This window comes from Kaistella yonginensis (genome assembly GCF_030409525.1).
In the GTDB taxonomy this organism is placed as follows: Bacteria; Bacteroidota; Bacteroidia; order Flavobacteriales; family Weeksellaceae; genus Kaistella; species Kaistella yonginensis.
This window is the reverse complement of the sequence record NZ_JAUFQB010000007.1, coordinates 190,307-203,508: the sequence shown is the minus strand read 5'-3', so window position 1 is coordinate 203,508 and position 13,202 is coordinate 190,307. Positions and strand designations below refer to the sequence as shown.

At 37.1% G+C, this 13,202-nt stretch carries 9 protein-coding genes; 4 read left to right on the top strand and 5 right to left on the bottom strand.

All coding sequences use genetic code 11. The annotated features are described in order from the left end of the window. The first annotated feature begins 226 nt into the window (after positions 1 to 226). Complete coding sequence (locus tag QWY78_RS03080; RefSeq protein WP_290216472.1) at positions 227 to 955, top strand: T9SS type A sorting domain-containing protein; 729 nt, start codon at positions 227 to 229, stop codon at positions 953 to 955. A gap of 147 nt (positions 956 to 1,102) precedes the next feature. Beyond that, positions 1,103 to 1,882, top strand: a complete 780-nt coding sequence (locus tag QWY78_RS03075) for a T9SS type A sorting domain-containing protein (RefSeq protein WP_290216470.1) — start codon at positions 1,103 to 1,105, stop codon at positions 1,880 to 1,882. Between the two features lie 199 nt (positions 1,883 to 2,081). On the opposite strand, the gene QWY78_RS03070 is transcribed toward QWY78_RS03075, so the two are convergent. Beyond that, positions 2,082 to 4,904, bottom strand: coding sequence for an aminopeptidase (locus QWY78_RS03070; protein ID WP_290216468.1), 2,823 nt, complete (start codon positions 4,902 to 4,904; stop codon positions 2,082 to 2,084). 106 nt (positions 4,905 to 5,010) lie between these two features. Here QWY78_RS03070 and QWY78_RS03065 point away from each other — a divergent pair, with 106 nt between their 5' ends. Beyond that, positions 5,011 to 5,856, top strand: a complete 846-nt coding sequence (locus QWY78_RS03065) for a DUF4846 domain-containing protein (protein ID WP_290216466.1) — start codon at positions 5,011 to 5,013, stop codon at positions 5,854 to 5,856. A 44-nt stretch (positions 5,857 to 5,900) separates the two neighbouring features. Here the strand turns inward: QWY78_RS03065 and QWY78_RS03060 are convergent, their stop codons facing one another. The 4 genes from QWY78_RS03060 to pyrF all read right to left on the bottom strand — a co-directional run bounded on the left by QWY78_RS03060 (position 5,901) and on the right by pyrF (position 9,977). After that, positions 5,901 to 6,401 carry a GreA/GreB family elongation factor gene (locus tag QWY78_RS03060; protein ID WP_290216464.1) on the bottom strand — a complete coding sequence of 167 codons (501 nt, stop codon included), beginning with the start codon at positions 6,399 to 6,401 and terminating at the stop codon, positions 5,901 to 5,903. 120 nt (positions 6,402 to 6,521) lie between these two features. Next, positions 6,522 to 7,226: a DsbA family oxidoreductase gene (locus QWY78_RS03055; protein WP_290216463.1), complete on the bottom strand. Its 705-nt coding sequence runs from the start codon at positions 7,224 to 7,226 to the stop codon at positions 6,522 to 6,524. A gap of 98 nt (positions 7,227 to 7,324) precedes the next feature. After that, positions 7,325 to 8,251: an AEC family transporter gene (locus QWY78_RS03050; protein ID WP_290216461.1), complete on the bottom strand. Its 927-nt coding sequence runs from the start codon at positions 8,249 to 8,251 to the stop codon at positions 7,325 to 7,327. A gap of 367 nt (positions 8,252 to 8,618) precedes the next feature. Continuing rightward, positions 8,619 to 9,977, bottom strand: coding sequence for an orotidine-5'-phosphate decarboxylase (gene pyrF / locus QWY78_RS03045; RefSeq protein ID WP_290216459.1), 1,359 nt, complete (start codon positions 9,975 to 9,977; stop codon positions 8,619 to 8,621). Positions 9,978 to 10,455: 478 nt separating this feature from the next. Here pyrF and QWY78_RS03040 point away from each other — a divergent pair, with 478 nt between their 5' ends. Next, on the top strand, positions 10,456 to 12,888 hold the full coding sequence (locus QWY78_RS03040) for an alpha-ketoacid dehydrogenase subunit alpha/beta (RefSeq protein ID WP_290216456.1): 2,433 nt from the start codon (positions 10,456 to 10,458) through the stop codon (positions 12,886 to 12,888). Positions 12,889 to 13,202: the final 314 nt, after the last annotated feature.

Here is a 13,202-nt window from a genome sequence, read left to right as displayed (position 1 = left end):
ACGTAAAAATCTGAGCATTAAATAGGCTTAATGCAGTTACATAAATGAATAAGAATAGTATTTTTTTAATCAAAACGCTTTAGAAACAATGGTGTAAAAGTAACGAAAAAGTCTTTTTAAAATTGTTGTTGCATATTTAATATATAATTCATGTTGGAATTAGGGAATTAGCAAAATAGTTCTTATTTTTGCGCTAATAATTATTAATAATTTAAATTTTCAAACTATGAAAAAAATCTATTCTTTATTCGCAGCTGTAATTTTGGCTGCAAGTGTTAATGCACAAACAACTGTAAACTATGTGTTTGGTGATCAGGGTTGGGCAAATTCTACGATTTTGAATGCGGGCTCAATTGATTCAAATATCAATTTCACTGCAGCAAAAAATGAGGCATCAAATCCACCTACTTATTTCACAAGTGGTAATAATGTACGATTGTATTATTCCGCAAATGGTAATGGATGTTCAATGACACTCTTGCCAATTAATGGAGCGAAAATTACTGATTTGGTAATTAATGCAGTTTCAGGGAATACACCTTTAGTTAAATTTAGTGTTGATGGCCAAACAAGTCAAACGGCTACACTAACTGGAACTACTTATACAATTTCGGGTATAGAAGCGGCAAATTCTCTTACTTTCCAAAATGCAAATACTACATCTGCTCAATTAAGAATTACATCTATTTCGGTAACTTATTCTTTGCCTACAATGGCGGTGGTTGACGTTAATTCAGCCAAAACGAACTTGGTTAAAAATACCGTTGTAGGTAATACCATGATGTTCACTGCAAAAGCTGATATTCAAATTCTGAACATGAACGGTCAAGTTGTCAAAACTGCATCTGTTAATGAAAACACTTCATTAGACGTTGCAACTTTAACAAAAGGAATGTATATCGTAACGGCAATCGTAAACGGAAAAACAATTTCTCAGAAAATTATCAAAAAATAATTCTCAGATTACTTTAAAACGAAAGATTGCCAGCAATGGTAATCTTTTGTTTTAAACATGATTTATATTTTGAATTGGGTTTGCTAAAAAACAATTTCGTAAATTTGTAGTATCAAAATAGAATATTAATTTTTAAATTTCAATACAATGAAAAAGATCTTTACAATTTTAAGCGTACTTGCAATAAGTACAACGGCATTTTCTCAGGAATTATTAACAAATCCAGGATTTGAAGCCGGTTTAGCACCTTGGGCTTCTGGTCCTACAGGTTCTTACACTGCTCCTGTAATTTCTACAAGCGATGTTCATTCTGGAACGCAGTCTGCAGGATATCCTGGGGCAACTGCAACAACCGGTTTCTTCCAAAATGTTCCTGTAACCGATGGTAAAACCTACGTAATTTCTTTTTGGTATAAATCTGCCGGTGATGATACAGATACCAGATTATGGAGCGTTTACAAAACCGCAGCAGGAGTACCAGTTTACACGACAGCAAATGCTGATACAGATGCTTTCCGTACCAACAACGGATATTTGCCATCTGCAGCAGTATGGACTAAACATACTGCAGAAATGCCTGCTGGTACTGGTGCTACCAATCTTGATGTAGCCGTAAGAGCTTACAATAATGCAACCGTAGCTCAGTTTGATGATTTCTCTTTAATGGATAAAGCGACAATGGCAGTTACCGATGTTACTTCTTTTGACAAAGCCATTAAAATGAATACCAATGTTAAAGATGCTTTGACCGTAATTCTTCCAGCAAGAGCAACGGTAAACATCTACACGGCTGAAGGAAAATTGGTGAGTTCAAACAGAATTAACAGTGGTGAATCAATCAACACTTCTTCTTTAACAAAAGGAATGTACATTGTAACCGTAGATAACGGTTCTGCAAAAGTGAGCAGAAAAGTAATGAAGAACTAATTATAGTTTTATTATTTATAAAATTGAAAGCGGCTCCAATTTGGAGTCGCTTTTTTTTATGGGTTGAAATTTTTTACACGATCTAATTTCCAGAGGAAATATTAATCTTCTTAGCTGCTTAATGGATTCTTAATGGTTAAATGATAAAAATATAACTGCTTCGTTTTTAAAAAGTTTTAAAGGACTTTGGAACTGTTTTCTAAAACCAACCTCTTCTAAAATAACTGGTAATAGCATTGAAATTCAGAACCAGGGTAAACCGTATTCTTTTTCCGTAATCTTTAAATGAAGGTTCGAAGCCCAACGAACTTTGAACGGGAAAATAGACTTCTAGAAAATCGGGAATTACTTTTACCTTGATGCCAGAATCCCAAATAAATTCTGCGCTTTTATTTTTATTTTTATTTTTATAAACACCGGCATCCGCATACATATTGAACCAACGCCACACATGAGAATCTACATTCACCGAGGTAATCCACTTATTCGCAGTGGTACCCAAATAGGATTTAAAACCACCCTCGGCAATGATTAACTGTTGCGCAAACAGTCCAGAGGTAGCACTTTGTCCCAACAAACCATACGAAAAAGCATAATTAGAAACCCGCGAAATACCATAATTAAAAAGGTTGTTTTTGGTAGTATTGGTCAGGAAGTACCCGCCGAAAACGCGCATGCTCAGCTTTTTATCTTTTGCATATTCCCATCGATAAGAAAACTCACTTGATATTTTTTGAAAATCTTCCATCCATTGGAAATTAGCGCTGTATGATTTTTCATGAATTAAAGTTCGATCAGAAAAACCGTACCCCAGATTCCATAAATTATATTTACCATATTCGCTTTGTGCTTTTAGTGGTGCCAGCTCTTTGTCTAAATAATTGTAGGAAAAGGCAAGGGATCTGCCAATATCCGTCCGTGGGTTTTTTGCAAAATTCATCCCGACATACGCGCCAATTTTTCGGTAAGTCAAGTCAAAATCATAATGGAAGTGGGAGGTAGAAACGCCAAAGTCTAAACTTCGGTAAAAGCTGTTGGCTGGTTGAAACGAATAGGAAATCCCACCAGATCCTGCCAATTGTCCTGTACCTGAACTGAAATACGGGGTGAAGGAATATTGAAACTTGCGGTCAAACAGGGAGGCATTTTTAAAGTTAATTCCAAACAAAACTTTATCATAGGCGTTAAAGTTCAAACGCGGATTCACATATATTTCATTGTATTCGGGATTCGGGATGTCTTTAAAAACCTTGAACTTGATTTTTTTGGTATTGGCAAAAAAGCCTTTGGTATATAAATAATTATCTCGAAAGTTTTTTTCTGGGAAAATATAACCATCATTAATAATGATTTTATCGGCCTGTGCTTGAGGAATAGTGTAGGGCACTACTTTTTGAGAGTCATCTGTGTCAAACCAAAACGTCTGTTTTTTTCCAGATTTTTCTTCGGTTTCAATTTTAAATGGAATGGTTTGCGCCGTATTTTTAACTACTTTAACTTGAAAATCATCACCCAATTTTTTATATCTTTTCAACTTAAAGTTGACCCTGTTCTTTTGTTGAATAAAAGGTTCTAAAAAGTCGGAAGAGTAGGCGGAAGCCACTGAAAGCTCCTCTAAAAATACCTTTTGATCCACCGGTTTTTCGGCATACTGAGCCAGATAATGAATGAGAAAATCATCGAATTTTTCCTGACCCATCTTGTCTGCGATAAAAGAAAAGAGACTTCCCGTTTCAAAGTGGCTGATGGCTGTAGCATTGAAGTTACTGAGGTTTTCAAAAGGCTCACTGATCTTTTGATCTAAATTTTGGGTCACAATATATTGATATGCAAGACCATATCTTTCGCGAAGCTGCAATTTTGAAAGTTGGAATAATTTCAACGGTTTTAGCCCAAATAACTTCAGGTGGTCTGGTAAATCGCCTAAGAGTTTTCGATCGTTGTAATACCGGTTGATATACTCGATTTCGAGATAAGTTTTTAAACCATTCATCAACCAATGATCGCTGCTTTTTTCGAATATAGCCGCCCTTTGAACAATTGCTTTTGCTAGAATACTAAAATAATGAAGGTCGGTTTGTTCATGATTTTCAAAGAGTTGATATTGAAATTTCCAGAATTTTAAGTCATCAATACCGGTGAAGTTTTCATCGTTTTTAAATTTTTCAGTGATGAAAATTTTAGTGGGTAGCTTGCCAATTTTATTTTTAATAAAGTGAAGTTGCAAAGGGAGATAAAACTCGAGACTTTGTTTTTCTGCAAAGCTCAAAGGATAAGCAAAATTGATTGCAATGTTTTCACCGTCGATTTGCGTCAGCATCTGTGTTCCTTTATTTTTAGAAATAAAAAATTCGGGATCTTTATTGAGGGTTCCTTCAAAGGTGTTGTATTGCGTTTTTTCTAAGTTGCTTTCTGCAAAATACGCCGGAGGTAAGTCGAACTGAACTTTCCAGTAATTTCCTGGACTTTGGTTTTCTTCAATATTTAAATAGTATTTGGGCGTTTGATTTTCATCCTCAAACCCATCAGGAACAATGAAAAAATACTTTAGTGAGAGCTGTTCTTTGCCCATTCCATACGTGGTAAATTTCTGGTCGGGAAGATGGAGTTGATATCGTAAAGAAATTTTAACTTGTTTTCCAGGTGCTAAGGTCTCATACAGTGGAAAATAAATATTTTCAACATTGCCAGAGATATATTCCCAGTCAGAGTCATTAATTTTAATTTGTAATTCGTCGGTATCGCCTAATTCTTTGCGCTTGGCAAAATACATATCGTTGCTGCGATCTTGAATGCTGCGTACAAGAAGCGGCGTTTTTCTGTTTTTATAAGCGGCAACCCAATTAAAGAGTTTTATTTTTTCTAAAGGTTGCGTGCTCTTATTGTAGTAAATAATTTCCTGCTGAACTGAAATAACATTATTATTTTCAGTTATTTTCGCAGTGATGTGAATAGAATCCTGCTGAGCAGAAATCCCAACATAGAGTAAAAGAAATAAAAGGGCGGTGGAATATCTTTTCATGGTCAAACGTAGCTCAAATATAACGATGTTTTTTAAAAATTAGTGTTATTTTTCAGTATTTAGAAATAATAAGTAATTTTGATAAACCCTATAAAAATAATGCCACTTGAGACGACTAAGCGTCATACTGTTGTTTTTATCTTTTCCAAAGATATACTCGCAAGTGATTGAGACCACGCTGCCATTGGTGATCGATACCTCCAAATCCACCATTCGCGCACGCTTTGTACCGCCAAAAGGTTTTTCGTGGGTGAATCAACCACCTGGAAGCTTTAGCGAATTCCTCAGCAATTTTCCGCTTCACCCATCTCATTTTCCGGTGAGAGATTTCTCCGGAACGCTCATCGAACAGCAACAGCACCATAGTGCAATTTTAAGAATTAGCGTTGGCAACAAAGACCTACAGCAATGTGCAGATGCCTGGATTCGCCTGTACGCAGAATATCTTTGGCTTCATCAACGGTTTGACGAGATTGGTTTTGAATTTACAAGTGCGCAATTCCTGTCCTGGAAGGATTATAAAAACGGACTCCGAACGCAAGAACTCAAGAAAAAAGTACGGTTTGTAGACACTGGAAAAGTTGATGATTCTTATGAAAACTTTCAAAATTATTTACAACTTATTTTCAGATACGCGGGTACGATTTCCTTGGATCGGGAATCGGTGGCCGTTCAAAATAATGCAGACATCAAGCCTGGTGACTTTTTAATAAAACCCGGAAGTCCAGGCCACTCGGTGATTATCGTCGGTGTGGCGAGAAATACAGCGGGCAAAAAATTGTATTTGTTAGCCGAGAGTTTTATGCCGGCACAGGATATTCATATTTTAGTGAACCATAAAAATCTACAATTTTCCCCTTGGTATGAACTCGATGTAAACGCACCGGAAACCATTACTGCAAAATATACTTTTAAACCAACGGTCATTAAAAGATTTCGCCGTTTACAGTAATTCTAAGAGCTAATTATCTTAACAGAAAAATGAGCTTTATTCTCTTAATATTCAATCTTCAAAATTTTAAAAGTACTACGCTTGGCTCCTAAATCTAAGATGCCGTGGTCACCTGCTTTTTTATGAAGCAGCGCTTTTGCCAAAGGCGTTGTAAAAGACAGTTTTTTTTGAGCAATATTGGCTTCATCCACACCGACTAATTGAAAAGTTTGCGTTGAATTGTTTTCTACATTTTTAAAGGTCACCGTGGCGCCAAAATGAATTTCATCTTGTGGGAGTTTTTTAGAATCGACCACTTTTGCCGAGGTGATTCTTTCAGTGAGCAATTGAAGTTTTGCGTTGAGGTGATTAAAGGAGATACGATACTCTTTTTCTTGTGAAGAATCCAGATTTTCCTGTTCACGTAATAATTCTTCTTTTTCTTCCAATAACAAATTTAATCCAATTTGAGTCACGAAATTATCAGTTCCACTTGGTAAATCGGCCCTGGGTGGTACTAATGGAATGTCTTCCTGGTCGTCTTCTTTTACAAATCCTCTGCTCATATCTTTTAGATTTAATGAAAATTAAGATTATTTTAATTTCACAATTCGCATTTCATTAAAGATAAAAAAAACTTCCGAAATAAATATTCCGGAAGTGATCTTTTGTCGCGTGGAACTTTTTTAATCGCAGTTACCGTCAACATCGCAACTTTCGCCGCCATGAATAATTTGCAAACCTTTATCTCCGGCCGAAAACTCTTTCCATGAATTTTCTAAAACCTCGCTAAAAGCGGTTGTTGGTTGTGCACCCGAGACGCCATATTTATCATTAATCACAAAAAATGGTACCCCGCTGATGCCCATTTGTCGCGCCAACATCATATCACGCGTAACTTCCATACCGAAATCATCAGATTGCAAAGCCTGTTTGATGTCGGTTTCCGTCAAAGAAATTGATTTTCCAATTTCAATTAAAGTGGCTTCATCATCAATATTTTTACCATCGACCAGCTGGGCTTTAAACAAAGCTTCCTCTGCTTCATTGGCAAGGTTTTTTGTTGCAGCCAATTGCAGTAAAAGGTGCGCGCGGTAAGAATTGGCAATTTTTTGATGCTCAAAATTAAAGTTGATACCCGCTTCTTTTCCTGCCTTAGAAACGTGGTCATGCATTTCTTTGGCTTGTTCTGGGGAAACTCTTTTTGCTTCAGCAAAATATTCTAGCGAATTTTTTTCCGGTTGTGTTTTCAAGTCGGGATCCAGTTGAAAGCTGTGCCAAGTTACTTCAACTTTATCTTTATGGGGAAACTGGTCCAAAGCTTTTTCAAAATTCTTTTTTCCAACATAACAAAACGGGCAACGGATGTCGCTCCAAATATCTACTTTCATAATGTATTTTTTAAAGCAACAAATTTACGAATCTTTAAATTGATGGGTCTTGAGCCAGGATAAGAAAGGTATTTTTCTTAAAAATAAATCGAAGCTTTTTAATTCGCCATCATTCCTGAATAGTGCAAAATCAGGTACCAAACCGCCAAAGTCACCAACGATAGCGGAATACCTATACCCAGAATTAGATTGCACAATTTAGGTTCCAAGCGATGTGCTGAAGCGATAATCACCGCAGTCACCATAGGACCCATGGCAGATTCTAAAAAAGCGATCTCAATCATGGTTCCTCTTTGTTTTAATACCAGAAAAAACAATACGAATATAAAGGTGGGGAATACAATCAGTTTGAACAGCAATGCCCAAAACAAAGGCTTGGCATCGTGTTCTAATTTTTGCCATTTCAGCTGGCTGCCAACCGAAACCAAGGCCAGGGGAACCGTGGTGGCGCCGAGTTTTGCAAAAACATCGTCAATGACGAAGGGTACGTCAATGTTAAATATGTTCAATACCACTGCAACCGAGAAGGCAACAAATGGTGGGAATTTCAAAATCTTTTTTAGAATTTCTGTAACCGAATTTTTTTCGCCTGAATAAAAATTAGCAAGCGTAATTCCCAAGGTGGAAAGTGCTACAAAAGAACCCGGTTGATCAACCAGCATCACGGTTTCTAAACCGCTTTCGCCATACAAAGACTGAATTACCGGAATTCCTACAAAAGAGGTGTTTCCGAAACCTGCACAAAGAATTAAGGCTCCAATTACGGCTTTCGACCAGTTCCTGATTTTACCCCAAAAACTAAAAAAGACAAAGGCTAAGATCACATTCAGCCAAGGAACCATCACCGGAAAAATCACTTGAAAGTTTAACACGATTTTCGGAATATAATATAGTGACAAGGCCGATAGTGAAATATTAATCACAAAAGAATTTAAGGCAAGATGTCCGTTTTCTGGAAACAGTTTTGTTTTCCGAAGAAAAAATCCCAGAAATAAACAGAGAAATAATAAGATTAAATTAGACAAAGTTTAGAGCCTGTTTAGATTTACAAATATATAATTTACAACATTTTACCAGTAAGATTTTTAAGCAATTGCTCTTAAAAACCTTAACCAAAATCAATTTACAAATTTCTGAACCCATTGATAAAAACCCATTACCTTAATTCTTATTACCTAAAATGATGGAACAAACAAAATTTACTCAAATTAAGAGTAAGAAGTTTTAGAGGCTTTTGGTTTATCTAAAGTTTTCTTTACGTGAAAAATTACGAGAACAATCAGCAACTGAAAATCAATATATTTTGCAGCTTAAATGATTACGATTTTCAAGAGGGTGTACCTGGATGATCTGCCTAATCTGCGAGCGCTTATTTTATTGAATTGAAGAAATTTACAAACTTGCTTCGTAGGCATTCCAACCTGCTATTCTATAATTCAGGGCCGCTTTTTCAGCATCATCTGCTTTGTAAATGCCACGCCCCACGATAATGAAATCTGATTCTAGTTGTGAGAAGGCATGCTCCGGCGTATTATACTGTTGGCCTTTGCCATCACCTGTTTCCGCCAGATTAATGCCGGGGGTGAACAGAAGCAGCTCATTTGGAATTTTATATTGAGAAACACCGCCGAAAACGTTGGGATGGGATAAAGCGATATTGGTTGCTTCTTCCCGATAGTCTGCTGTAGTCAGCGTTCCTTTAGAAGACATGCCTATGATGGCAACTACGCCTACATTTCTGAAACAATCGAGCGATTCATAGCCCGCAATTACTTGCGCCGTTACAAAATCTGCCCAGTTCGAAATTTTATAAATTCCATATGAAAACTGCAATTCTTGGGTGTTTCCGATGTCTGCAAATTTACGGTCTTCCATCAACAGGAAATTGTATTTGGTTGCTAAATCTTTTAAAGGTAATATCGTTTTGTCTGCATCAAAATCCATCAAAATATCCATATGCATTTTGAGCGCTACGATATGCGGACCTACTTTTTCTGCCAGGGCCAATAACTCAGGTGTTGAGGTTACATCTGCAGAGACAATGAGGTTTGATCTTTTCTCCAGAGCAATTTCTAATAATTTTTGTGCCACCGAGTGCTCGCAAAGTGCCAATTTATCCTCATAAGAAATTCTTTTTTCTTCTTTGAACTTCACCACATTCCCGGCTAGAAAATCATTGATGCGTTCTACTTCATCATCGGCAAGGTGTCCTTCTTCTTTCAACATGGCGCATACTTCAGAAATCGTAAAGAGGGTATGCACGCGGAATCCCTTTTGCTCCAGAATTTCTTTGCCGCCTTGCTGTCGGTCCAAAACAACCACAATGTCAGAAACGGTAATTCCTTCGTTTTCAATCTCCGGAATGGTTTCGAGTAGGGAAGCTCCCGAGGTGACTACATCTTCTACCAACAAGCAGTTTTGGCCGGAAGTATAGATGCCTTCCAGAATTTTTTTGGTGCCGTATTGTTTGGCTTCTTTTCGTTTGATGATAAGGGGCAAGTAGCTTTCCAGGGACATGGCAGTCGCCATAGGTAGTGCCGCGTAGGGAACACCGCAAATCAAGTCGAAGTTATCCAGAGGAAGCATATCCAGCATATAATTGGCCAGCTTTTTCAGGATTTTAGGATCAGAGGCCAGTGGACGTAAATCCACATAAAAAGGGCTTTCAATTCCCGATTTTAGGGTAAACCTGCCAAACTTGATAATGCCGAGTTGATAACACTCGAGAAAAAATTCTTTCTTCGTTTCCATATACTTTTTACTTTATCACAAAGTTATGATTTTTGAGTGGAATGAGTGAATCTCTTTTGGTTTGTTAATACTATTTTTAGTCTGTTTTTAATTTTAAATACTAAAAACATACTATTACCTATTGATTAGTATATTTTTCAATAATTACTTTTATAATTCCAATAGCAATAAACGATGATAATCCGAATATGTATTGGTAGAACGTTGTAAAAATTTTAATTTCATCAATAAATGTACAATTAGTTGCTTCTGTAAATTGCAGCTAAGTAAGGCATGCTTCACCAAATCGAATTATGACAAATGATGAATAGAAGATAAGAGGAGTAATTATCACATCGTAATATTGTGTTTTCTTTAGAAAATTAATTTTATCAAATTTATAAAAAACTGCCAAAAAAAATGGAATATTATCAAAAAATAAATTTTAGGATTTTAAAGATTCAATTCTATTATTTATCTTTGTAAAAATTCAGCTTTTATGGAAACCACTTATATTGAAACACAACAAATTTCTTTTCAGGATTTTAAAAATCAAATTTTAGAAGATTATAAGCTGGGGAGGATTTCAAGAGAAATGTCTTACCTCGGAAGAAGAGAAGTGTTGACCGGTAAAGCAAAATTTGGCATCTTTGGCGATGGTAAAGAATTGCCGCAATTAGCCATGGCTAAGGTTTTCAAAGATGGAGATTTCCGTTCAGGCTATTATCGCGACCAAACTTTTGCTTTAGCAATTGATGCCGTAACTGTAGAAAGTTTTTTTGCACAACTGTATGCAGATACCAATATTGAGCGTGAACCAGCTTCTGCTGGAAGACAAATGAACGGGCATTATGCCACCAGAAGTCTAAATGAAGATGGCAGCTGGAAAGATTTAACCAAACAAAAAAATATTTCTTCGGATATTTCTCCCACAGCCGGACAAATGCCTAGATTATTAGGCTTGGCCCTGGCTTCCAAAGTGTACAAAACCGTTTCATTTGAAGGTTCAGAGAAATTTTCAAACAACGGAACTGAGGTTGCCTTCGGAACGATCGGAGATGCCTCCACCGCTGAAGGACATTTTTGGGAAACTTTAAATGCAGCTTGTGCGTTGCAGGTTCCTATGATTACTTCCATTTGGGATGATGGGTACGGGATTTCTGTGCCTACTCAGGATCAAAGAGCAAAAGCCGATATCGCAGAAATGCTATCAGGTTTCCAGAGAAAAGAAGGTGAAAGTCAAGGTTGCGAAATTATTCAGGTAAAGGCCTGGGATTACCCCTCACTTTTAGATGCCTACGCCAAAGCAGAGCATTTTGCGCGAACAGAATGCGTTCCGGTCGTTGTTCATGTTATCGAAGTTACGCAACCACAAGGTCATTCAACCTCAGGTTCGCACGAGCGGTATAAAAATGAAAAGCGCCTAAAATGGGAAGACGAGTTTGATGGTTTGCTGAAATTTAAAGAATGGATTTTGGATTATTCCATTGAAATTGATGGACAGGAACAAGAATTAGCCTCGGCTAAAGACTTGGAAAAAATAGAGTCAGAAGCCAAAAAATTTGTAAAAGAAGGTCAAAAAAAATCTTGGGAAAACTACCAAAAAACCATTCAAGATTTAAAAGAAGTTGTACTTCCGTTGGTGGAGGATTTAAAATCACAAAACCAAGAAGTTGCAACAGAACTAGATCAATTTAAAGCCGTAATTTCTATCGCTAAAAAAGATGTTTTCCATCTGGTGAGAAAATCTTTATTGTTGACCAGAACCAATCAAACTACAGAAAGACAAAGCCTTCTAAAGAAATTTGAAGAAGTCTTCGCTATTGAAAAAGATAATTATTCCTCCCATTTATATTCGCAATCCGAATGGAAAGCAACCAATGTTAAAGAAGTAGCTCCGGTATATTCTGAGTTCTCAGAAGTCCTGGACGGTAGAGTAGTAGTCCGAAATAATTTTGATAAAATTTTTGAAAAATATCCTGAAACGTTGATCTTTGGTGAAGATGCCGGTAACATCGGCGATGTGAACCAAGGTCTGGAAGGGCTTCAGGAAAAATATGGTGCCCTAAGAATTGCCGACACCGGAATTCGCGAAGCCACCATTCTCGGACAAGGAATTGGGATGGCTATGAGGGGTTTACGACCGATCGCCGAAATACAATATCTCGATTATATTTTATACTGTTTGCAAGGAATGAGCGACGATTTAGCAACGGTGCAATACCGAACTCGCGGTGGTCAAAAAGCACCGTTAATCATCAGAACACGTGGTCACCGGTTAGAAGGAATCTGGCATTCAGGTTCACCAATGGCCGGTATTCTTAACTTATCCAAAGGTATTTTGGTGCTCGTTCCCCGTAATTTAACCAAAGCGGCCGGCTTCTATAACACAATGCTTCAAGCGGATGAACCCGCCTTGATTATCGAATGTTTAAATGGTTACCGACTAAAAGAAAAGCAACCAGATAATATAGGAGAATTCACCGTGCCAGTGGGTAAAATTGAAATAACCAAAGAAGGAAGGGATGTAACTTTAGTCACCTATGGTTCTACCTGGAGATTGGTAATGGAAGCCGCTCTGGAATTAGAAAAAATTGGTATTTCTGCGGAAGTAATCGATATTCAGTCTTTAATCCCTTTTGATTTGAGCCATGAAATCGCGGAAAGTGTCAAAAAAACCAATCGCTTGGTTGTCATCGATGAAGATGTAGAAGGCGGAGCGTCTGCCTTTATTCTGCAACAAATTTTAGAAAAACAAAAAGCCTTCAGATTTTTAGACTCTGATCCCTTGACCATTTCTGCCGAAAACCACCGGCCGCCGTATGCGAGCGATGGTGATTATTTCAGTAAACCAAGTGTTGATGATATGATAGAGAAAATTTATGCACTTTTTCATGAGATTGATCCGGGGAAATTTCCTGCGATTTATTAAAATTAGCGTAGCAAACCTCGTTTTTATTGGGGCAACATGATCCGCCTTCCGTTCCCGCTTTTTTGCTCCGCTGCGCTGCGCAAAAAGAGCTCCACTCAAGTCGGGTTGCGGCGTGGGTGACTTTACAAGACTATTTTTAATTTGGGGAACTTATAGGTGTTTTAGATTTACGCCTAATTTTATAAGCAACGATTAAGTATCTGCATCAGACAAAAAAGAATTTATCAACAAGCTGAACAAGATTAAAATTGTAACTTCGCTTTATGCAGTTAAAAGAAAAAAAATAAATATAAAAAAGAGTTCAAAAAGGCACT